Annotated in this window: 19 protein-coding genes and 2 pseudogenes; 5 read left to right on the forward strand and 16 right to left on the reverse strand. The window is 64.2% G+C overall.

Translation table 11 applies throughout. The annotated features are described in order from the left end of the window. Nucleotides 1–103: 103 nt before the first annotated feature. From MFF62_RS14310 to MFF62_RS14325, 4 genes are all read left to right on the forward strand, one after another. Complete coding sequence (locus MFF62_RS14310; protein ID WP_238263791.1) at nt 104–619, forward strand: MarR family winged helix-turn-helix transcriptional regulator; 516 nt, start codon at nt 104–106, stop codon at nt 617–619. An 87-nt stretch (nt 620–706) separates the two neighbouring features. Beyond that, nucleotides 707–2,236 (forward strand): AdeC/AdeK/OprM family multidrug efflux complex outer membrane factor, encoded by a 1,530-nt coding sequence (locus MFF62_RS14315; RefSeq protein WP_238263792.1) that lies wholly within the window; start codon nt 707–709, stop codon nt 2,234–2,236. Nucleotides 2,237–2,295: 59 nt separating this feature from the next. Beyond that, nucleotides 2,296–3,549, forward strand: a complete 1,254-nt coding sequence (locus MFF62_RS14320; RefSeq protein WP_238263793.1) for an HlyD/EmrA/EmrK family protein — start codon at nt 2,296–2,298, stop codon at nt 3,547–3,549. A gap of 27 nt (nt 3,550–3,576) precedes the next feature. Then, on the forward strand, nt 3,577–5,184 hold the full coding sequence (locus tag MFF62_RS14325) for a DHA2 family efflux MFS transporter permease subunit (RefSeq protein ID WP_238263794.1): 1,608 nt from the start codon (nt 3,577–3,579) through the stop codon (nt 5,182–5,184). Nucleotides 5,185–5,234: 50 nt separating this feature from the next. Here MFF62_RS14325 and truB read toward each other — a convergent pair whose 3' ends face one another. The 9 genes and pseudogenes from truB to MFF62_RS14365 all read right to left on the reverse strand — a co-directional run bounded on the left by truB (nt 5,235) and on the right by MFF62_RS14365 (nt 16,274). Further along, nucleotides 5,235–6,173: a tRNA pseudouridine(55) synthase TruB gene (gene truB / locus MFF62_RS14330; protein ID WP_238263795.1), complete on the reverse strand. Its 939-nt coding sequence runs from the start codon at nt 6,171–6,173 to the stop codon at nt 5,235–5,237. A 61-nt stretch (nt 6,174–6,234) separates the two neighbouring features. Next, nucleotides 6,235–6,606, reverse strand: coding sequence for a 30S ribosome-binding factor RbfA (gene rbfA / locus MFF62_RS14335; RefSeq protein WP_238263796.1), 372 nt, complete (start codon nt 6,604–6,606; stop codon nt 6,235–6,237). A 66-nt stretch (nt 6,607–6,672) separates the two neighbouring features. Beyond that, nucleotides 6,673–8,907, reverse strand: a pseudogene (gene infB, locus MFF62_RS14340) (translation initiation factor IF-2); the annotation flags it as partial. A 456-nt stretch (nt 8,908–9,363) separates the two neighbouring features. Next, nucleotides 9,364–9,609 (reverse strand): annotated as a pseudogene (locus MFF62_RS30895) (translation initiation factor IF-2 N-terminal domain-containing protein); the annotation flags it as partial. A gap of 84 nt (nt 9,610–9,693) precedes the next feature. Further along, nucleotides 9,694–11,169: a transcription termination factor NusA gene (nusA, locus tag MFF62_RS14345; RefSeq protein WP_238263798.1), complete on the reverse strand. Its 1,476-nt coding sequence runs from the start codon at nt 11,167–11,169 to the stop codon at nt 9,694–9,696. Then, nucleotides 11,166–11,654 carry a ribosome maturation factor RimP gene (rimP, locus tag MFF62_RS14350; RefSeq protein WP_238263799.1) on the reverse strand — a complete coding sequence of 163 codons (489 nt, stop codon included), beginning with the start codon at nt 11,652–11,654 and terminating at the stop codon, nt 11,166–11,168. The genes nusA and rimP overlap by 4 nt, the downstream gene beginning before the upstream one ends. A 339-nt stretch (nt 11,655–11,993) precedes the next feature. Next, entirely contained in the window at nt 11,994–13,925 is a 1,932-nt protein-coding gene (rluB, locus tag MFF62_RS14355) for a 23S rRNA pseudouridine(2605) synthase RluB (protein ID WP_238263800.1), read from the reverse strand. Between the two features lie 28 nt (nt 13,926–13,953). Next, nucleotides 13,954–14,964 (reverse strand): SMC-Scp complex subunit ScpB, encoded by a 1,011-nt coding sequence (gene scpB / locus MFF62_RS14360; protein ID WP_238263801.1) that lies wholly within the window; start codon nt 14,962–14,964, stop codon nt 13,954–13,956. Between the two features lie 542 nt (nt 14,965–15,506). Then, nucleotides 15,507–16,274: a sulfite exporter TauE/SafE family protein gene (locus tag MFF62_RS14365; protein WP_238263802.1), complete on the reverse strand. Its 768-nt coding sequence runs from the start codon at nt 16,272–16,274 to the stop codon at nt 15,507–15,509. Nucleotides 16,275–16,359: 85 nt separating this feature from the next. On the opposite strand from MFF62_RS14365, the gene fnr reads away from it, so the two are divergent. After that, the gene (gene fnr, locus MFF62_RS14370) at nt 16,360–17,085 is read left to right on the forward strand and encodes a fumarate/nitrate reduction transcriptional regulator Fnr (RefSeq protein ID WP_238263803.1); all 726 of its coding nucleotides are present in this window, start codon (nt 16,360–16,362) and stop codon (nt 17,083–17,085) included. Between the two features lie 75 nt (nt 17,086–17,160). Here fnr and MFF62_RS14375 read toward each other — a convergent pair whose 3' ends face one another. The 7 genes from MFF62_RS14375 to ccoN all read right to left on the reverse strand — a co-directional run bounded on the left by MFF62_RS14375 (nt 17,161) and on the right by ccoN (nt 22,471). After that, on the reverse strand, nt 17,161–17,406 hold the full coding sequence (locus MFF62_RS14375; RefSeq protein ID WP_124684037.1) for a hypothetical protein: 246 nt from the start codon (nt 17,404–17,406) through the stop codon (nt 17,161–17,163). Next, nucleotides 17,403–17,612, reverse strand: a complete 210-nt coding sequence (locus MFF62_RS14380; RefSeq protein ID WP_238263804.1) for a hypothetical protein — start codon at nt 17,610–17,612, stop codon at nt 17,403–17,405. The genes MFF62_RS14375 and MFF62_RS14380 overlap by 4 nt, the downstream gene beginning before the upstream one ends. 47 nt (nt 17,613–17,659) lie before the next feature. Further along, nucleotides 17,660–19,150 (reverse strand): cytochrome c oxidase accessory protein CcoG, encoded by a 1,491-nt coding sequence (ccoG, locus tag MFF62_RS14385; protein ID WP_238263805.1) that lies wholly within the window; start codon nt 19,148–19,150, stop codon nt 17,660–17,662. Nucleotides 19,151–19,212: 62 nt separating this feature from the next. Beyond that, nucleotides 19,213–20,139 (reverse strand): cytochrome-c oxidase, cbb3-type subunit III, encoded by a 927-nt coding sequence (gene ccoP / locus MFF62_RS14390; RefSeq protein ID WP_238263806.1) that lies wholly within the window; start codon nt 20,137–20,139, stop codon nt 19,213–19,215. A 5-nt stretch (nt 20,140–20,144) separates the two neighbouring features. Beyond that, nucleotides 20,145–20,303, reverse strand: coding sequence for a cbb3-type cytochrome oxidase subunit 3 (locus MFF62_RS14395; RefSeq protein ID WP_238263807.1), 159 nt, complete (start codon nt 20,301–20,303; stop codon nt 20,145–20,147). Between the two features lie 4 nt (nt 20,304–20,307). Then, nucleotides 20,308–21,003, reverse strand: coding sequence for a cytochrome-c oxidase, cbb3-type subunit II (gene ccoO, locus MFF62_RS14400; protein ID WP_238263808.1), 696 nt, complete (start codon nt 21,001–21,003; stop codon nt 20,308–20,310). A 19-nt stretch (nt 21,004–21,022) separates the two neighbouring features. Next, nucleotides 21,023–22,471: a cytochrome-c oxidase, cbb3-type subunit I gene (gene ccoN / locus MFF62_RS14405; protein WP_238263809.1), complete on the reverse strand. Its 1,449-nt coding sequence runs from the start codon at nt 22,469–22,471 to the stop codon at nt 21,023–21,025. Between the last annotated feature and the right edge of the window lie 84 nt (nt 22,472–22,555).

Raw genomic sequence — 22,555 nt, forward strand, 5'->3', positions numbered from 1 at the left:
GACCAGGAAACTCATTGCGGTTTGCGCAATGGCGAATTGCGGTACTTGCCGATCACTTGTCACATGCTTATATTTGCCCAGGCAAAGATTGCAATGACAAGAGATGAAGTCCACGACACCCAACGCGGCGTCCGCTGACCTGTTCGACCCGGCCGACTACCAGATTGGCGAAAGCATCGGCTACCTGCTGGCGCGCGCCAAGAACACCCTGTCGCAAGGCGTGGAGCAGGAAGTGGGTGCGCTGGACATGACGCACGCGCAGGCCAGTTGCCTGATGATGCTGGCCAAGGGCGAGGCCACGACGGTCACCGACCTCGCCCGCAACCTGAACACCGATGCCGGCTCCGTCACCCGCCTGCTCAACCGCATGGAAAAGCGTGGCCTGATCGCCCGCACGCGCCGCGACGACGATCGCCGCGTGGTGGAACTGTCGATCACGCCGGAAGGCAACACCATGCTCGACAAGCTGCCCGCCGCCTTCTGCAACGTGATGCGGCGCCATTTCGAAGGCTTCACCCAGGCCGAGATCGACACGCTGCGCGGCATGCTGCTGCGCGTGATCGCCAACAACCAGGGGGGTGGGCAGGACGGCTGCCCGTTCGATCGGAATACCGGATAGGCACGGCGTACCAGACACCGAAGAAGAATTCCAAATCGTCAGATGCGTTGTTCCTGAAAACGCCAGACCGCGTCACAGTTCACACCCATGACTACCGACCTCTCCTTTCCGCCCCGCCGCGTGCGCGCGGACGCCCTGCGCCGTACGGGCACGCTGGCCCTGACGGTGCTGGCTGCCGCCGTGCTGGCCGGATGCGCCGTGATGGGCAATTCGCACAGCACACAGACCATGGCCGATGCCGGCACGCTGGCGTCGCCGCAAACGTTCACCAACGAGCAAGGCCAGTGGCCGTCGCAGGACTGGGTCGACCAGTTCCACGATCCGCAACTGCGCACGCTGGTGGATGAAGCCGTCAAGGACAATCCCAACCTGCAGGTAGCCATCGCGCGCCTGCAGGCATCGCGCGCCATGGCCGACGCCACGCGCGCCGCGCTGTATCCGGGCATCGATTTCGAAGGCAGCCTGGTACGCCAGCGCTTCTCCGAAACCGACCTGTTCGAGGGCACGCCGCTGGCCGGCTCCTGGCAGAACCAGTCGCGCCTGCAACTGGGCCTGTCCTGGGACCTGGACTTCTGGGGCAAGAATCGCGACGCGCTGGAAGCCGCGCTGTCCGAAGACCGCTCGATGGAGGCCGAAACGCAGGCCGCCCGCCTGATGCTTACCACATCGATCGCGCGTGGCTACAACCGCCTGGCCGCGCTCTACGCCCAGCGCGATGTGGCCGAGCGCGCTATCGCCCAGCGCCGCGACCTGACCGACCTGTCGCGCCAGCGACTGGCGGCCGGCCTGGACACCCAGGTGGAAACCACCCAGGCACGCGGTACGGTGGCCGCCGCCCAGACCGACCTGCAGCGCGTGGACGAGGAAATCGCACTGGCGCGCAACCAGCTTGCCGCACTGCTGGGCAAGGGTCCGGATCGCGGCCTGCAGATCGCCAAGCCGACGCTGCTGGCCAATGCCACGCCGCAGTTGCCCGACAACCTGACCATCGGCCTGCTGGCCCGCCGCCCGGACATCGTTGCCGCGCGCTGGCGCGTGGAAGCGGCATCGCAAGACGTCACGGTGGCCAAGAAAGAATTCCTGCCCGATATCACGCTGACGGCGTTCGCGGGCTACGCGTCGCTCGATCCGTCGAACCTGCTGATGGGTATCAGCCGCACGTTTGGCGTGGGCCCCACGCTGAAGCTGCCGATCTTCGCGGGCGGCCGGCTGCGCGCGAACCTCAAGGGCAAGTACGCCCAGTACGACATTGCCGCGGCCAGCTACAACCAGACGCTGGTCGACGCGCTGCGCGAGACCGCCGACACCGTGACCAGCATCCGCAGCGTGGATCGGCAGATCCAGACGCAGCGCGAGGCGCTGGACCTGGCCGAGCACGCCTACGCGCTGGCCACCACGCGCTACAAGGCGGGCCTGGGCACGCAACTGACGGTGCTCAATGCCGAAAGCAACGTACTGCAGCAGCGCCGCCTGGCCACTGACCTGCAGGCGCGCCGGCTGGACCTGCAGATGGGCCTGATGAAGGCGCTGGGCGGCGGGTATCAGGAAACCGACGCACCTGCCGCACAGGGCAGCGCAAATCCGAACACGGGCACGGCCCAGGGCGCCCAGGGCTGACACGCGCCGGGCAAATACCGATAACAAGAGAAATCGTCAGAGATTCGAGAGATTCGACCATGAGCAACAACCAGCAAGCAGCCCCCGCGGCTGACAACAACGGCAAGCGCCGCCGCCTGCTCGTCTCGCTGACCGCCGCCGTCGTGGTGGCCGGCATCGGCTATGGCCTGTACTGGGGCCTGTACGCGCGCCACTTCGAAAACACCGACGACGCCTACGTGGCCGGCAACGTGGTCCAGGTGACGCCCCTGGTGGGTGGCACCGTGGTGTCGATTGCCGCCGACGACACACAACTGGTAACGGCCGGTCAGGCGCTGATCCAGCTTGACCGCGCCGATACCCAGGTGGCGATGGAACAGGCCGAAGCCCAGCTCGCCCAGGCCGTGCGCGAGGTGCGTACGCTGTACGTCAACAACGGTTCGCTGGCCGCCCAGGTGGCGCTGCGCGATGCCGACGTGGCCAAGGCGCGCGACGACCTGCGCCGCCGCCAGGCCATCGCCAGTTCCGGCGCGGTATCGAGCGAAGAAATCTCCCACGCCCAGACCGCGCTCAAGGCCGCCGAGTCGGCGCTGGTCGCGGCCAGGGAACAACTGGCATCGAACCAGGTGCTGACCGATCAGACCACGGTGGAGAAGCATCCCAACGTGCAGCGCGCGGCGGCCAACCTGCGCTCGGCCTATCTGGCGTTTGCGCGCTCGACCATGCCGGCGCCGGTTACCGGCTACGTGGCCAAGCGCTCGGTGCAGGTGGGCCAGCGTGTGGCGCCCGGCACGCCACTGATGGCCGTGGTGCCGCTGGACCAGGTCTGGGTCGATGCCAACTTCAAGGAAGTGCAGATCACGCATATGCGGATCGGCCAGCCGGTGGAGCTGGAGGCCGATGTCTATGGCTCGAAGGTGAAGTACACGGGCCATGTGGAAGGCTTCTCGGCCGGCACCGGCGCCGCGTTCTCGCTGCTGCCCGCGCAGAACGCCACTGGCAACTGGATCAAGGTGGTGCAGCGCCTGCCCGTGCGTATCGCGCTGGATCCGCAGCAACTGAAGGATCATCCGCTGCGCGTGGGCTTGTCGATGAACGTCACCGTCGACGTGCGCAAGGAAGAAGGCGCCTCGCTGGTATCGGCCAAGTCGGCCAAGCCGCTGCAGACCGATGTCTATGACAAGGTGGCACAGGACGCCGACGCACTGATCGCCCGCATCATCGCCCTCAATAATGGTGGCCGGACCGCGCCCGCCGCCCCGGCCGGCGCGGCCAGTGCTGCGAGCGCAGCCAGCGCGGCGCGTGCGGCAGCCGCCAAGCCCGCCCGCACCTGACACGACCGCTTGACTGGCTGACTGCCCATGGCAAATTCCACCACTGCTACGCCGGACTCCGGCGCGCCGCCGGCACCGAAGCCGGCCGCCGCCCGCCCCGGCGCGCCTCCGCCGCTCACGGGCGGCAAGCTGATCCTGGGCACCATCGCGCTATCGCTGGCCACGTTCATGAACGTGCTCGATTCGTCGATTGCCAATGTGTCGATCCCGGCCATCTCGGGCGACCTCGGCGTTTCGCCAAACCAGGGCACCTGGGTCATCACGTCGTTCGCGGTGGCCAATGCCATCTCGGTGCCGCTCACGGGCTGGCTGACCACGCGCTTTGGGGCGGTGCGGCTGTTCGTGCTGTCGATCCTGCTGTTCGTGGTGTCGTCGTGGCTGTGCGGCGTGGCGCCCAATCTGGAAACGCTGCTGGCCGCGCGCGTGCTGCAAGGCGCCGTGGCCGGCCCGATGATCCCGCTGTCTCAGGCGCTGCTGCTGGCCAGCTATCCACCGGCCAAGAGTTCGATGGCGCTGGCGCTATGGGGCATGACGACGCTCGTGGCGCCGATCATGGGGCCGCTGCTCGGCGGCTGGATCTCGGACAACATGACGTGGCCGTGGATCTTCTACATCAACGTGCCCATCGGCATCCTGACCGCCTACGTCACGTGGGCCATCTACCGCGAGCGCGAAACGCCCACGAAGGTGCTGCCGATCGACCGCATCGGCCTGGCGCTGCTGGTGATCTGGGTAGGTTCGATGCAGCTGATGCTCGACAAGGGGAAAGAACTCGACTGGTTCCATTCCGCAGTGATCGTGGCTCTGGCCGTGACTGCCGTGGTGGGCTTCCTGTTCTTCCTCGCATGGGAGCTCTATGAGAAGCACCCGATCGTCGACATCCACCTGTTCAAGGGCCGCAACTTCGCGGCCGGCGTGGTGGCGATATCGGTGGCGTACGGCCTGTTCTTCGGCAACCTCGTGATCCTGCCGCTGTGGCTGCAGACAATCGTTGGCTACACCGCGACCGATGCCGGCCTGGTGACGGCGCCGGTGGGCATCTTCGCCATCATCCTGTCGCCAATCATCGGGCGCGCGCTGCCCAAGGTAGATGCGCGCTGGGTGGCCACCACCGCCTTCATCACATTCGGTGTGGTTAGCTTCATGCGGGCGGGATTCACAACCGGCGTGGATACGCGTGCGCTGGTCATTCCCACGCTGATTCAGGGCGCGGCGATGGCGATGTTCTTCATCCCGCTGACGTCGATCATCCTGTCGGGCCAGCCGCCCGAGAAGATTCCAGCCGCGTCGGGGCTGTCAAACTTCGTGCGGATCACGTTTGGCGCGATCGGCGCATCGATCTCGACAACGATCTGGGAAAACCGCTCGGCGCTGCATCACGCGCAGCTGGTCGAGCAGATCAATCCCTACAACCCGGCCTACCAGGCACAGCTCGATCACCTGATGCAGCTAGGCATGACGAAGATGCAGGCCAACGGCCTGATCGAGCGAAACATCTCGCTGCAGGCGTCAATGCTGGGCGCCAACGACATCTTCTGGATCTCGGGCGTGCTGTTCTTCGTGCTGATTGTGTTTGTGTGGCTGACCAAGCGCGCCCAGGGTGGCGGTGGTGCCGATGCGGCGGGAGCGCATTGATTTGGTGCTCCCCTCTTCCGTGCGCGGGAGAGGGGCGTAGGGCTAGCGCCTCAAAGCTTGACGAGACGCTCGGGCCGCAAGGCCCCTTCCTTCATCCGGGCGACGCCCAGCAGCTTTCCTTCCGCATAAACGCGCGCCAGCGTCTCTTCCTCCGGTACTTCGCCTTCCGGCAGATCGCGTCGCGCAATCCGCTGGCCTTGCAGGAAGCGCGCCGTGGCGGCCGCGTCCAGGTGCACCGACGGGCAACGTTGCAGCAGCGCGTCGACCGGCGCCAGCAACGTGGGCCGGACTTCATCGGCCTGCGCGTCGATCTGTTCCAGCGTCACCGCGCCATCGAGCGTCAGATCGCCAACCGCGGTACGGCGCAGACCGGTCAGGTGTGCGCCACAACCCAGCGCCTCGCCGATGTCCTCGGCCAGCGTGCGGATGTACGTCCCCTTGCTGCAGGTCACGCGCATCGTGAACCGGGCGTTTTCCAGATCGACGTCGAGCAGCGTGATGGCGTGAATCGTCACGCGACGTGCCGCGCGTTCCACCGTCTGCCCGGCACGGGCATATTCGTAGAGCGGCTTGCCGTCCTTCTTCAGTGCCGAATACATCGGCGGCACCTGCTCGATCTCGCCGGTGAACCGCACGATGGCCGCATCCAGGGCCGCGCGATCGCACGTCACCGGGCGCTCGCTCACGATATCGCCCTCGGCATCACCCGTGGTGGTCGTGGCGCCCAGGCGCACCGCCGCCTCGTAGGTCTTGTCGGCGTCGAGCAGATCCTGCGAGAACTTGGTGGCTTCGCCAAAGCACAGCGGCAACAGGCCGGTGGCCAGCGGATCGAGCGTGCCGGTGTGCCCTGCCTTGTTCGCGCGCAGCAGTCGCTTGGCGCGCACCAGCGCATCGTTGGACGACAGGCCCAGCGGCTTGTCGAGCAGCAGCACGCCATGCACGTCGCGACGCGGCAGCCGGGGCGGACGGGTGGCTTGGGAATCGGTCATTGCGGGGAAAGAAGATGGCGGCGCCGGCACCATGGCCGGCGCGCCGAGTTACGCCGACGACTTACTCGTCGTCCTTGGAGCGCGTCGAATTCGCTTCGTTGATCAGCTTCGACATTTCGATCGCATGTTCCACCGACGTATCATGATGGAAATGCAGCGTCGGCACGGTATGGATGTGCAGGCGCTTGAACAACAGGGAATGCAGGTAGCCCGCCTTTTCCCTGAGGATGCCGGCGGCCACTTCAGGCTCGGCACCGAGCACCGTGAAGTACACCTTTGCGTGCGCGTAGTCCGGCGTCAGCGCCACCGACTGCAGCGTCACCAGCCCCAGGCGCGGATCACGAAGCTCGCGCTGGATCATCTCGGCCAGTTCCTTCTGGATCTGGTCGGACAAGCGCAGGTTACGGGAGGAGATATTGCCTTTCTTGGCCATTCAAAACTTTATGCGTTACCAGATGGAAAAACGGCAGGCCGGAGCCTGCCGTTTTTGCGTATCGCCTTACAGCGTACGCGCCACCTCGGTGATTTCGTACACCTCGAGTTGGTCGCCTTCCTGAACGTCGTTGAAGTTCTTGATCGACAAACCGCACTCGAAGCCCTGCTTGACTTCCTTGACGTCGTCCTTGAATCGCTTGAGCGAGTCCAGTTCGCCGTCGTGGATCACCACGTTGTTGCGCAGCACGCGGACCATCGAGTTCCGCTTGACCAGGCCGTCGGTGACCATACAGCCGGCCACGGCGCCAATCTTCGGCACGCGGAAGACCTGGCGAACTTCCACCTGGCCAATCGTCGTCTCGCGCTTTTCCGGCGCGAGCATGCCCGACATCGCCGCCTTGATCTCGTCCACAGCATCGTAAATGATGTTGTAGTAGCGGATGTCGATGCCGTTGTGCTCGGCCAGCTTGCGCGCACCAGAGTCGGCGCGCACGTTGAAGCCGATGATGACAGCCTTCGAAGCGGTCGCCAGGTTGACGTCCGATTCCGAGATGCCACCCACGCCACCGTGCACGATCTGCACGCGCACTTCGGCGGTCGACAGCTTCTGCAGCGACTGCACCAGTGCTTCCTGCGAACCCTGCACGTCGGCCTTCACGATCAGCGGCAGCGTCTGGACTTCGCCTTCGGCCATCTGCTCCAGCATCGTTTCCAGCTTGGCCGCCTGCTGCTTGGCCAGCTTCACGTCGCGGAACTTGCCCTGACGGAACAGCGCGATTTCGCGCGCCTTGCGCTCGTCCGGCAGCACCAGCACTTCTTCGCCGGCGGCGGGCACTTCCGACAGACCCTGGATTTCCACCGGGATCGACGGACCAGCTTCCTTGGCCGGCTTGCCGTTTTCGTCCAGCATCGCGCGGACACGGCCGTAGGCGCTACCAGCCAGCACCACGTCGCCGCGCTTCAGCGTACCGCTGCTGACCAGGATCGTGGCGATCGGGCCCTTGCCCTTGTCGAGCTGGGCTTCCACCACCAGGCCCTTGGCCGGTGCGTCGACCGGAGCCTTCAGCTCCAGCACTTCGGCCTGCAGCGAAACCTGCTCCAGCAGATCGTCGATACCGAAACCGGTCTTGGCCGAAACCGGCACGAACGGCGAATCGCCGCCGTACTCTTCCGGCAACACCTGCTCGGCCACCAGTTCCTGCTTGACGCGGTCCGGGTTGCCTTCGGGCTTGTCGATCTTGTTGATCGCCACCACGATGGGCACGCCTGCAGCCTTGGCGTGCGCAATCGCTTCCTTGGTCTGCGGCATCACGCCGTCGTCAGCCGCCACCACCAGGATGACGATGTCGGTGGCCTTGGCACCACGGGCACGCATGGCCGTGAAGGCCTCGTGACCCGGGGTATCCAGGAACGTGATCACGCCACGGTCGGTTTCCACGTGGTACGCGCCGATGTGCTGCGTAATACCACCGGCTTCTCCCGCCGCCACCTTGGTGCGACGGATGTAATCCAGCAGTGACGTCTTGCCGTGGTCGACGTGACCCATCACGGTCACCACCGGCGGACGCGGCAGCAGTTCGGCGTCGGTGTGATCCTCGCCATCCACCACCAGCAGCGCTTCCGGATCGTCCAGCTTGGCGGCAAACGCCTTGTGGCCCATTTCTTCCACCACGATCATGGCGGTTTCCTGGTCCAGCACCTGGTTGATCGTCACCATCTGGCCGAGCTTCATCATCTGCTTGATGACCTCGGATGCCTTCACGGCCATCTTGTGGGCCAGATCGGCCACCGAGACGGTCTCGGGCACGTGCACTTCACGCACCACCGGCTCGGTCGGGGCCTGGAAGTTGCTGCGGGCGTCGTCGGCGTGTTGCTTGCCGCCACGGCCACGGCCACCACTGCGCCAGCCACCGGTACCGCCCGACGAATCGCCGCGCGTCTTCAGGCCACCGCCCTTCTTGCCACGGCTGTCGTCCTGCCAGCCACTCTTCGTACCCTTCGCACCCTTCTTGTCGGCCGTAGCCGTGGTGGTCGTGGTAGTCGTCGTGGTGGTGGTCTTCTTTTCGTCCTTCTTTGCCTCGGTCGTGGCACCGGCCGGCTTCACCGGCTTGTGCAGCGTACCGGTCTGCTCGGCCTTCTTTTCCTCGGCCTTGCGCTCGGACGGTGCCTTCAGCACGCGGGGCGGCGCATTCAGCATCTGCTGGATGGCGCGGGCCTCGGCCTCGGCAGCCTCGCGGCGACGGCGGGCGGCAGCATCCTGCTCCGCACGCGCCTTGTCGGCGGCGGCCTTGGCGCTGTCCTGCTCGGCGCGCGCCTTGTCGGCGGCAGCCTTGGCGTCGTCGACGTTCTTCTGGGCCTGCACGCGTTCGGCAGCCAGACGCGCCTTGTCCTCTTCGGCCTTGGTGCGAGCGGTTTCCTCGGCGGCGTCGGCGGCAGCCTGCGTGGCAGCGGCTTCTTCCGCGGCCTTCTGGGCCAGCAGTTCAGCCTGGCGGCGCTGTTCGGCCTCCAGGGCTTCCTGCTTGGCGCGACGCTCGGATTCCTCGCGCTCGGCGGCCTCGCGGGCTGCCTGGGCTTCGGCTTCCTGGCGGGCCAGGGCCTCGGTCTGCTCGCGGCGTTGTTCCTCGTCGCGGCGCGCCTGCTCGGCGGCAGCGTCCACCGCAGCCTGGTCGTCGCCTTCGTCGCCATGCGACTCGACGTCGTCACGCTTGACCAGCACGCGCTTCTTGCGCACTTCGACCTGTACCGTGCGCGTCTTGCCCGTGGAATCCGATTGACGGATCTCGGACGTCTCGCGCTTGGTCAACGTGATCTTCTTGCGTGCGCTGTCATCGGCCTGACCGTGCGACCGCTTCAGGTAATCCAGCAGTCGGGTCTTGTCCGATTCGGTAATGATGTCTTCAGGCTTTGCCTTGCCCACCCCAGCTGCCTGCAATTGTTCCAGCAGTGCAGCAGGGCTGCGGCTCAGTTCTGCGGCCAGTTGGGCAACTGTTGTGCTTGCCATTCAAACCCTTTCAATGCTCGGTTTCTACGTCGGGACAATTCGTGTGTGGAAAGCGCGTCCGGGCGCAAGGCCCGGACGTGTCCCTCAGTTAAACCAATGTTCCCGTGCTTTCATGATCAGCGCCTTGGCGTCGTCCTCGCTGACGCTGGCCATCTCGACCAGTTCGTCCACGGCCAGTTCGGCCAGGTCGTCACGCGTGTGGATATTGCCTTCAGCCAGCTTGCCGATCAGCTCGGGGGTCAGGCCGTCGAGCGATCGCAGATCCTGCGACACCTCTTCCACCTTTTCTTCCCGGGCCAGTTCCATCGTCAGCAGCGCATCGCGGGCGCGATTGCGCAGCTCGTTGACGGTATCTTCATCGAAGGCCTCGATCTCCATCATTTCGCTGATGGGTACATAGGCCACTTCTTCCAGCGTGGAGAAGCCTTCCTCGATCAGGATGTCCGCCACTTCCTCGTCCACGTCCAGCTTGGCCATGAACAACTTGCGTACCACTTCGCTTTCCTCGGCCTGTTTCTGCGCCGATTCTTCCTGCGTCATGATGTTGATCTGCCAGCCGGTCAGCTCCGACGCCAGGCGTACGTTCTGACCGCTGCGACCAATGGCGACGGCGAGGTTTTCCTCGTCGACCACCACATCCATGCTGTGCTTCTCTTCGTCGACCACGATCGACTGCACCTGTGCCGGTGCCAGCGCGCCGATCACGAACTGTGCCGGATCTTCCGACCACAGCACGATGTCCACGGCTTCGCCGCCAATCTCGTTACGCACCGCCGTGACACGCGTGCCACGCACGCCCACACAGGTACCGATCGGGTCGATACGCTTGTCATGGGCCACCACGGCGATCTTGGCGCGCACGCCGGGGTCGCGGGCAGCCGCCTTGATTTCCAGCAGGCCCTGTTCCATCTCGGGCACTTCGTTCTCGAACAGCTTGATCAGGAACTCCGGCGCGGTGCGCGACAGTTCGATCTGCGGTCCGCGAGCGGCGCGGTCGACATTCAGGATGTACGCACGCACACGGTCACCGGTGCGCAGGTTTTCCTTCGGAATGATCTGATCGCGGGCCAGCAGCGCTTCCACGCGGCCGGATTCGACGATCAGGCCCTTCTTGTCGGCGCGCTTGACCGTGCCGGTCATGATCTTCTCGCCGCGATCCAGGTAGTCGTTCAGGATCTGCTCGCGCTCCGCATCACGGATACGCTGCAGGATCACCTGCTTGGCAGCCTGGGCGCCAATGCGGCCAAACTCCACCGACTCGATCTGCTCTTCGATGAAATCGTCGAGCTCGATATCGGCGCTCTGATCACGGGCTTCGAACAGCAGGATCTGCTTGTCCGGTTCCTGCAGGCCCTGTTCGTCGGGGACGACAAGCCAGCGACGGAACGTTTCGTGCTCACCGGATTCACGGTCGATATGGACGCGGATATCCACGTCTTCCTCGAAGCGCTTCTTGGTGGCGGATGCCAATGCGGCCTCCAGCGCGCCAAAGACCACATCCTTGTCGACGTTCTTCTCGCGCGCTAGCGCATCGACGAGCAACAGAACTTCGCGGCTCATTGCTTGTTCCCTTTTCTTTGATTTCCCTTGAAGTCGATCACAGGCACGAGACGTGCCTTGTCGACATCGGATATGGCGAATTCCAGCAGTGCCGGGCCGTCCTTGCCCTCGAATTCCAGACCGATTTTCTCGGTTCCGGCATCGCCCGCGGGTTCGCGCAGGATGCCGACGAAATTCTTCTGGCCATTGACCGGCAGGCGCAGCGTGACGCGGGCTTCTTCACCGGCGAAACGCACAAAATCAGCCAGCTTCTTGAGCGGACGGTCCAGGCCGGGCGACGATACTTCGAGGCGCTCGTAGTCGACGTTCTCGACCGTCAGCACGTGCGTGAGCTGGCGGCTGACTTTTTCGCAATCCTCAATGACGATGCCGGTTTCAGGCTGATCGATGTAGACACGCAGAAGTCCGGCCGGGGCACGCTCAAGCTCAACCAACTCGTAGCCCATGCCGATAAGGGTGGTTTCGATCAAATCTGCCAGATGCACTGTAATCCCGAGTAGTGGCTTTCAATACCTTGGCAGTCACCGGACAACACAACGTTCTGAAATCGAGGTTCCGAAACGACCTGTAAGCCCTGCCTGCCCCATCATCCCCGCTCCGGGCAGACGCGCCATGTGACGCAATCCAGCCGCAAACACAAACGGGCGAACCAAAAAAAAATGGGCGCAATGCCCATCATTCGCCCATCCTCGCCGAGGATGATACTTTTGAATAGACTTTGATTATACGCGGATTATGCCTAAAAGGCAAAAGCCACCTTGGATCCGCGCCGAAGGGGGCGATGGCCGGACGCATCCGGCATCGACCCACCCCGCTTGCGTACGTCAGCGATGACCGCCGCGCCCGCCGCCGCCGCCGCTACCACCGCCGCCACGCGGACGGCGATTGCCACCACCGGCCTTGCCGGCCTTGGGCATCACATTGCCGTTGGCATCGCCACCACCACGGCGCTGGCGATTGCCACCACCGGCGTTGCCTGCGTTCCCGGGGTTTCCGCCACGGCCACCGCGACCGCCGCCGGCACCCTTCCCGCCGCCCATACCACCCATGCCACCCATACCGCCCATGCCACGTGCGCCGCCACCCATGCCGCCGCCCATCTTGGTCGTGTGCGACGTCAGTGGTGCCGGACCCGACGGGATGTAACCCATCGAGGTCTGCATCGGATCGGGCTGGCCGCCACGGCCGCCGCCACCGGCACCGCGATTGCCACCGGCCTTCTCGAAGCGCGGCAGGCCATCCATGCCCGTGTGCATCGGCATGCCGGCAATGGCAGCCTCGGTGCGTGCCTTGCGGCCGCCCACCTTGGTTGCACCACCCTTGCCGCCGGTCTGCTCGCTCTTGGCCGGCGCTTTCAGGCCGATGTTGGCCATCAGGGTACGAACTTCAGTGGCTTCCAGCTCCTGCCAACGACCGCGCTTGAGGCCGCGCGGCAGCAGGAATTGACCATAGCGGGTACGAATCAGGCGCGACACGGTCAGGCCCACGGCCTCGAACATGCGACGCACTTCGCGGTTACGACCTTCGGTCAGCGCCACGTGGTACCACTGGTTCACGCCTTCGCCACCACCGTCCGCGATACGCAGGAAGTTGGCTTCGCCATCGTCGAGCTCGATACCGTGCAGCAACCGCTGCCGATCGGACTCGGACAGTTCGCCCAGCGTACGCACCGCATATTCACGTTCCACGCCATAGCGCGGGTGCATGAAGCGGTTGGCGATGTCACCGGAGGTGGTGAAGATCAGCAGGCCTTCGGTATTGAAGTCCAGCCGCCCCACGGCCACCCACTTGCCGCTCTTGATGCGCGGCAGGCTGTCGAACACGGTCGGACGGCCTTCCGGATCCGACTGGCTGACGATTTCGCCCGACGGCTTGTGATACAGCAGCACGCGCGGCGGCTTGGTCGACACCTTGCGGTGGATCAGCTTGCCGTTCACGCGAACCTGGTCCGTCGGCAGAATGCGCTGGCCGATATGGGCGGGCAAGCCATTGACGGACACGCGGCCCTGCAGGATCAGTTCTTCCATCTCGCGACGCGAACCGAGACCGCCTTCGGCCAGCACCTTGTGCAGCTTGGGCGCGTCGTCGTCCGACGTCAGCTCGCGCACCGGCTTGGCCTTGGTACGCGGCACGACCATGTCTTCCTGGTCGAACTGCTCGGAAATCACGAAGCGGAACAGATCTTCGGCACCGGCCGCCTTGGGAGCGGCTGCCTTGCCGGGCTGCTTGTTGCCCGCCTTGTCGCCCTGGCGCTGTTCACCCCGGGCACCGGGCCTGCCGGCGCCAGCCTGATTCTTGCGCTGGCCGTTATTACCGTTATTACGGTTGCGCTTGCCAGCCTGCTCGGCCGCCGGCTTGTTATCACCATCGACCAGGGCAGCCTTGCGTTGCGGCTGCTGACGGCGCTTGCGCTGGCCCTGGCCGGGCTGCGCCGGCTGGGCGTCGCCGGCGTCGGCCTGCAACGCTTCCGGGGCGCCAACCTCGGCGGCAGGTGCCGGCTTGCGACGGCCCCGACCGCGCGGTGCCGCCGGCTGGGAACCTGCCCCAGCCTCGGCCGGCGCGGCGGCGTCGGCATCCGTGCGAGGCGCATCGCGATCCTGCGCGGACTGGCGGCGTGACGCCACCAGGTTGCGCAGACCGCGGCGAAGCCCCTTGCGGCGCGGCGCGCCGTCGGCATCATTTCCCGTATCAGGGGCTGCGCCGGTATCGCCCGGCACGTCCGGCTGGCGGACGTCTTGCTCAGCGGAATCAGACAAAGTATTCACTATCGATGTTGCATGTTGTTCAGTTGGACACGCGCTCGTCGTCGTCCTCGGTCGGGAACAGCGTGTCGCCATCCTGATCATCGGTACGTTCGGCGGCCTCCGCGTCGGGAGCCTGTGCGTCCATGTGGAAGCCGTTGGCATGTGCCACCGGCGCATCGTCCTGCCCATCCTCCGCGGGCGCCGGGGCGACGCTGGTAGTGCTTTCCGGCAATTCTTCGCTCTCGCCCTCACCAGCCGGCGCTTCCTGCCCGGCAGGTTCGGCGGAAATTTCGGCGATATCGGCAGGCGCGAAAGACTCGGTGTCGTCGCGCTCTGCGTCGGCCTGGGTCATTTCGGCGGGTTCTGGCGCGCTCGTCGTGGCGGCTTCGACCGGGGCGCCAGGGGCTGCCACCGCATCGGTCACCACCGCCGCGGCCGCGAATGCCTCTTCGTCGCCATCGCCGACCGGCGGGTTGGCCGTGGCGATTTCCTCAAAATCTATTGCCTGTTGATCGAGCAACGCGGCTTGCGCCTGCGCCTGGGCATCTTCCAGCGGCGGCAGTTCGTCTAGCGAACGCAGCCCCAGGTCGTCCAGGAACGCCTTCGTTGTAGCGTACAACGCGGGGCGTCCGGGCACGTCGCGATGGCCGATGACCTCGATCCACCCTCGATCCTCGAGCTTCTTGACCACGTCCGTACTGACGGTCACGCCGCGGATTTCCTCGATATCGCCCCGTGTGACAGGCTGGCGATACGAGATGATCGCCAGCGTCTCCATGACGGCGCGCGAGTACTTCGGCGGCTTTTCCGGGTTCAAACGATCCAGGAATTCGCGCATCTCGGGACGGCTCTGAAAGCGCCAGCCACTGGCCAGCGCCACGAGTTCGACCCCGCGCTGCTGCCAGTCCTGCCGCAGCTCTTCGAGCAACACCCGGATGGTGTCGGCGCCGACATCGTCGGCAAACAACCGCCGCAGATCGCCAACGCGCAGTGGCTCCTGCGCACAGATCAGCGCGGTCTCGAGGACGATCTTCGCCTCTTGGGTATTCATGTGATTGCGTGCAGCCTGTCTTTGCACCTGCTCCCGGACGAATCCCGGAGCACTGGAGATTGCAGATACAGCGAGGCCGAAGCCACCGCCATTTCATCGCGCAGCCAACTCGCATGCCTTTGCAGCGCAGCCGTGCACATCGTTCTTTGCATCGAATTGCCGGGTCGATCCGGCAGGAGATCGTCCAGGGCTGGCAAGAATCACCAGTCGACGGACCTCTTGCGTCGCGCCTTCTCCCTTCGGGGCGGACATTCGCCTGGGCCACCGGATGGCCAAGACGGCAAGAAACAAACCGGTACCGGCGCAGGAAACATCACCTGCGCGGCATCACTACCCAACTGCCGCCGGTCTTTTAACCAGATCTTTTGAACCGGATGACTTGTGGAGACGTTCCCGACGCACCGGAGTGGCCCGAAACCTGGACACGCACCCCAGATCGGGGTTGCGGCCTGGCGACGCCGAACTTGGTGCGGCGCGATACCGTGGTTCTGGCGATTGTATGGCATTCCCGGCCCCGCCTGCAACCCGGCGCTGTGGCCGATTCAGAACACCAGGCAAAACCCATGCTGCGCGAGCGTGTCCGGCAGCCATATTGCCCGGGCCACCCCGAGGGCGCCAAATCCAATGACGATCAGCCCTGACGCCACCCGCACCGCCGGTTTGCGCGACAGTTGGCGCAAATATCCCGACAGCCCGGAAATCACCAGCAGGTTGGGCAACGTGCCCAGACCGAAGGCGCCCATCACCAGTGCGCCTGATACGGCATTCCCCGCCAGGAGCGCCATGGCGAGTGCACCATAGACCATGCCGCACGGGACGAGTCCCCAGGCCAGACCCATACCATAGCGGCGCGCCATCGGCATGACGGATGGGCGGCTTCGCAGACGCGCGGGCATGTATCGACTCACCGCGCGCGCACGTTGCACGACGTGCGCGGCCGCGAGCGATGCGAGCCGCTCGATCCAGTCGGCTTTCATGACGCGACCACGCAGCAACCATATGCCCGCGAACACGAGCATCCCACTGCCGAATGCAAAGAGCCATCGCTGCAACGGCAGATACTCCTGTCGCCATACCGTCGCACCCACCGCACCCATCACAGCACCGAGCAACATATACGTCGTCACGCGACCCGCATGCATGACGCAAAGCTCCAGCCACCAGCGACGCGTCGATCGATGGATGACAACAGCCACTGCGCGGGTCTGTTTCTGCTCCGCAGCAATAGCAATTCCTCCACACATGGCAGCGCAATGCATGCCACCAAGCAGAGCTACCAGAAAAACGCTTAAAAGCACACCAAATGGCAACTGTTCCTCGCTTCTGCGTCACTTGACGCTGTAAAATGCACGCATCGCGCCCTCACTGCAAGCGCATTCAAAACGAGCACTTCAATTGTTGACTTCCATTCCCGTCACCGAGATGTCGCCCCGTTGCTCCACGTGTGCCATGGGTCAACTTTGCCTGCCGGTGGGCATGTCGCAACAGGACCTGACGAAGATGGACACGCTCGTGCAAGAACGCGTGCGTGTCCACAAGGGCGAAACGCTTTACCGCATGGGCGAGCCGCTTACCGCCGTCTATGCCATTCGCTTCGGCACACTGAAGACGCACGTCACCATGGAAGACGGGCGCACGCAGATCACCGGCTTCCACCTGCCTGGTGAAGTCATCGGCCTCGACGGTCTCAGCGAGATGCAGCACGCATCCGATGCCACCGCGCTGGAAGACGCCGAAGTCTGCGTCGTGCGCTACGACGACCTGCAATCGCTGTCGAGCCATCTGCCCTCGCTGCAAGGCCAGTTCCTGCGGCTGATGAGCAAGGAAATTTCGCAAGATCAGGTCATGCTCATCACGCTTGGTTCGATGCGTGCGGAAGAGCGCCTGGCTGCGTTCCTGATCAACATGTCCGAGCGTCTGTCCGCACGCGGTTACTCGTCCACCGAGTTCGTGCTGCGCATGAGCCGCGAGGAAATCGGCAGCTACCTTGGCCTGAAACTCGAAACCGTCAGCCGCCTGTTCTCGCGCTTTGCCGAGGCCGGCCTGATCCAGATTCGTCAGCGTCATGTCAAGCTCGTGGATATGGCGGGTATCAAGCAGGTGTACAGCCGTTCCTGCTGACGCAAGCGCAGCCACTCGATACGCGACAAAGGCCGCGCCGGAAATTTTCCGGTGCGGCCTTTTTCATTGTTCCGATTATTCCAGCTCATCGGTATCGCTCAGCTTCACAGGCATCGTGTAGAGCGTGAGCCCGCTGGACAACGCGCAGAACAGCCACGCCACAAGGAATCCCACGGTGTACACCGCCTGGCGCGACGCCTCCACCGGGTGCCCGAAGAAACTGAGGTCGCCAGGATCCACCACCGAGAACACCACCGCCGTGGCCGCGCCACCCATCAGGAACGCCGGCCATAGCACCCACATCAGCCAGCGTAACCTCATGGGCGCCTCGCCGTCGGATCTGCCTGGCCCGCGCCTATCCTCTCCACAACCAGGCCGTGCCGGGTTGCATCGCCGACCGGCATGTCGGCATGGCTGCTAGCCAGCCAGATCGTGACGCCACAGCCGATGATTGCCAGCAACGGGCCGCTCATCAGAATCCAGGGCCATGGCTCCCTGTACCAGGGCTTTGCGGGGTGTTGGGTCATTGCGCTCTCCTGTTTGCCTGCATTCCTCGACGCCGTTCACGACAGCGTCACAGATCGCGAGGAACGATAAAACTCGTGCTTTGCCGGATATCCACCTTGCGCTGCGAATCCGTCTCGGCAGTGACCGATATCTCGATCTTGTGCGTGCCTTGCGTGGCATCGTCGATCGGCACACGAATCCGGATCGGCAGCAACCGGTTCGACGTGGGCAACAGCGCTTCGGCAGCGTGGTCGTACTCGACCGTCAGCCCCTTCAATTCGCTGCTTTGCGCCTGCACATGGATCTTCATCGGCGCCTCGGTCGCGTTGATCAACTGCAGCCGGTACACGTTCTCGATCCAGCGCCCTTCCACCTCGCGCCCGAGTGCACCGCGATCGCGAATGATGTCGACCTTGAGCGGCGTACGCATGGCCAACGACGCCACGAATCCTGCCGTCAGCGCAAGCCAGATCAGCGTGTAGACGATGGTGCGCGGCCGCAGCAGCCGCTTGCGGGCATCGGCCACCGACAGCTTCTTGCGCATGGCGTTCTCCGATGTGTATCGAATCAGCCCACGCGGATACTCCATCTTGTCCATGACCTGGTTGCATGCATCGATACATGCACCGCAGCCGATGCACTCGTATTGCAGTCCATCACGGATGTCGATGCCAGTCGGACACACCTGCACGCAGATGCTGCAGTCCACGCAGTCGCCCAGCCCTACCGCATGGTGGTCGGTCTTGCGTGAACGGCTGCCACGCGGATCGCCACGCCCGACGTCGTAGGTCACGACATAGGTGTCGCGGTCCACCATCACGCTTTGGAAACGCGCGTAGGGGCACATGTACTTGCAAACCTGCTCGCGCATGAACCCGGCGTTGCCCCACGTCGCAAACGCGTAGAACAGCATCCAGAACGCTTGCCACGGGCCGAGCGTCCAGTGCAGGACCTCGCCGCCCAGTTCGCGGATCGGCGCAAAGTAGCCGATGAACGTGAAGCCAGTCCACAGCGCGATGGCTACCCACAACGTGTGCTTGGTGGCCTTGAGCCGAATCTTGCGCAGGCTCCACGGGTCGCCATCGAGCCGGATGCGTGCGATGCGGTCGCCTTCGACCCGACGCTCGATCCACATGAATATCTCGGTGTAGACCGTCTGCGGACACGCGTAGCCGCAGAACAGCCGCCCCGCAATGGCTGTGAACAGAAACAAGGCCAGTGCCGAAATCACCAGCAGAACCGCAAGGTAGATCACGTCCTGCGGCCATAGCACGAGGCCGAAGATGTAGAACTTGCGGGCGCCGAGGTCGAACAGCACGGCCTGGCGACCATTCCATTGCAGCCAGGGCGTGCCGTAGAACACCAGTTGCGTCAGGATGACGAGCCAGACACGCCAGCTCGAAAAGGCACCCGTGACTGAACGGGGATAGATCTTGCGCCGGACTTCGTACAGCGCTTCTTCGGTAGCCTCCGACGCTGCTTTGGGCGGAGGCGCGGGCCGCCATTCGGCCTCGCGGGGTTCGCGGATCGTGGGGGGAGATTCCAGGGGCGCGTTCATTATTCAGCCCTCATGCCCCCGGGCGGACGGCGCGCGCCGTCCTTGCGCCGGGGGACGGTTTGTCATTGCCCTGCCGGTGCTGCGGGTGCGCCCGAATTCGACAGGCCCCAGATATAGGCTGTCAGCATGCGGATACGCTCGGGCGTGAGGATTTCCTCGTGCGCCGGCATATGGCCGTTGTGGCCCTTCAGGATGGCGTCGACGATCGAGCCTTCCGAACTGCCATACAGCCACACCTTGTCGGTCAGGTTCGGCGCACCCAGTGCCTGGTTGCCCTTGCCGTTCCCGCCATGGCATGCCACGCAGGTCGACTTGAACGTGCTCTCGCCACGCGATGCCCGGATCGGGTCGTAAGTCAGTCCCGACAGCGAACGCACGTATTGAGCGGTGTCGCCAGCCTGCTTCCCGTCGACGGCGCCGGCAAACGGCGGCATCATGCCGTTGCGGCCTTTCGTGATCGACTGGCGGATCGTATCGGGGTCGCCACCATAGAGCCAATCGTCATCGGTCAGGTTCGGAAAGCCCCGGCTGCCGCGCGCATCGGATCCATGACATTGCGCGCAGTAGTTCAGGAACAGCCGCTGGCCGATCTCTCGCGCATCGGGGTCCGCCGCCACCTGCTTGACGTCCATCTTCAGGTACTTGGCGTAGATCTCCTGCTGCATCTTCTCGGCGGCCTGCCGATGCGCGGCAAGTTCGTCCTGCGACGAGAATTTCAACGCACCCGCGTAGGAGCCCAGCCCCGGGTACAGCGCCAGGTAGCCCACGCTGAAAATGCACGCCAGCAGGAACATCCACATCCACCAGCGCGGCAGCGGATTGTTCAGCTCGCGCAGGTCATCGTCCCATACGTGCCCGGTATCGTCGGTGGTGCTGACGCCCTTGGGCATCTTGCGTTGAGAGAACAGCAGCCACACGCACCAGGCGATACCGATGAGCGCGATGGCAGCAATGTAGTAGCTCCAGAAATCGGAAATGAAATCGCTCATGGTTACTAATTCCGGCTTGGATTGTTATGTTCGTCCGGCAAGGCAAACGGCAGCAGCGCCGATTCCTCGTTGGCCGCCTTGCGGCCAACCGACCACGCCCACCAGCAGATGGCGAGGAACGTCAGCATCGACAGGACGGTAGCGACGGAGGTCACGATCACCATGGCATCACTCCTTCGCGGGCGCGGCGGATTGCTCTGCCGGCGCGGCCGCAGCAGGCTCGGCGGCAGGTTCCAGCCGCACGTTGCGGCGGTTCAGGCCGAGCCCCTGCAGGTACGCCACCATCGCGTCCTCCTCGGTCTTGCCCACGAGTTCTTCCGGTGCGCGCGAGATTTCGTCGTCGGTGTATGGCACACCCAGGCGCTGCAGCGCCCGCATGCGCGCCTGCACCGAATCGGTGGCCAGTTGCGTCTTTTCAAGCCACGGATACGACGGCATCACCGATTCCGGCACCACGTCGCGCGGGTTGCGCAGGTGGATGCGCTGCCAGTCGTCGGAATAACGGCCGCCGACGCGAGCCAGATCAGGACCGGTGCGCTTGGAGCCCCACAGGAACGGGTGGTCGAACACCGATTCGCCGGCCGTGGAGAAATGGCCATAGCGTTCCGTTTCGGCCTGCAGCGTACGTACCTGCTGCGAGTGGCAGCCCACGCAACCTTCGCGGATATAGATGTCGCGCCCCATCAGCCGCAGCGGCGAATATGGCGTGACGCCCGGGTCGGGCTGGGTGGTCGAATGCTGGAAGAACAGCGGCACGATCTGCACCAGACCGGCAATGCTCACCACGATGATCGTGGCGATGATCAGCCAGCCGACGTTCTTTTCCAGCGTCTCGTGCTTGAAGAAACCTTGATTCTGAGACATTGTTTGCGTCCTCGGCGGGTCAGTGGGCGGAAGCCGGCAGCGTGGCCGGAATCGGCGCGTCCACCGCTGGCTTGCCGGCGATCGTGCGGAACACGTTGTAGGCCATGATGAACATGCCACCCAGGAAACACAGGCCGCCCAGCAGACGGATCAGGTAGAACGGATACTTGGCCTTGACCGCTTCCACGAACGTGTAGGTCAGCGTGCCGTCGGGCTGCGTGGCACGCCACATCAGGCCTTCCATCACACCGGCGATCCACATCGAGGCGATGTAGAGCACCACGCCAATCGTGGCGACCCAGAAGTGCAGTTCGATCAGGCGCGTGCTGTACATCTGCTTTTCGCCGAACAGGCGCGGAATCAGGTAGTACAGCGAGCCGATGGAGATCATGGCGACCCAGCCCAGCGCGCCCGAGTGCACGTGGCCGATCGTCCAGTCCGTGTAGTGCGACAGCGCGTTCACAGTCTTGATCGACATCATCGAGCCTTCGAACGTGGCCATGCCGTAGAACGACAGCGCCACCACCAGGAACTTGAGGATCGGATCGGTACGCAGCTTGTGCCAGGCACCGGACATGGTCATGATGCCGTTGATCATCCCGCCCCACGACGGCGCGAGCAGGATCAGCGAGAACACCATGCCCAGCGACTGCGCCCAGTCCGGCAGTGCCGTGTACTGCAGGTGGTGCGGGCCCGCCCACATGTAGGTGAAATTGAGCGCCCAGAAGTGAACGATCGACAGGCGATAGGAGTAGATCGGGCGTTCGGCCTGCTTGGGGATGAAGTAGTACATCATGCCCAGGAAGCTCGTGGTCAGGAAGAAGCCCACGGCGTTATGGCCGTACCACCACTGGATCATGGCGTCCTGCACGCCCGCATACGCCGAGTACGACTTCCACATCGACGCCGGCATCTCGATGTTGTTGACGATGTGCAGAATCGCGATGGTCAGGATGTACGCGCCGAAGAACCAGTTGGCCACGTAGATATGGCGCGTCTTGCGCTTGACGATCGTGCCGAAGAAGACAATGGCGTAGGCCACCCAGACCAGCGTGATCAGGATGTCGATCGGCCATTCGAGCTCGGCATACTCCTTGGAACTCGTGATGCCCATCGGCAGCGTGATGGCCGCTGCCACGATGACGATCTGCCAGCCCCAGAACGTGAAGGCCGCGAGCGGGCCGCAAAACAGGCGTGCCTGGCAGGTACGCTGCACCACGTAGTACGACGTGGCGAACAGCGCGCTGCCGCCAAACGCGAAGATCACCGCGTTGGTGTGCAGCGGGCGCAGTCGGCCGAACGACAGCCACGGCGTGTTGAAATTCAGATCCGGCCAGATCAGTTGCGCCGCAAGCAGAACGCCTACGGCCATGCCGACGATACCCCAGACCACAGTCATGACGGCAAATTGCCGCACGACGCCGTAGTTGAAGGTGTCGACGCGTGGAGACGCGGTGGTGACAGCCATTCAGACCCCCAAGCTAAGTAAGAATAAACCTATTGACTGTGTGACTTTAGAAAAACAACCGGGCTGCCGCGTTGACTTGAATCA

The sequence above is a fragment of the Cupriavidus pauculus genome (assembly GCF_022179805.1).
Taxonomy (GTDB): Bacteria; Pseudomonadota; Gammaproteobacteria; order Burkholderiales; family Burkholderiaceae; genus Cupriavidus; species Cupriavidus pauculus_E.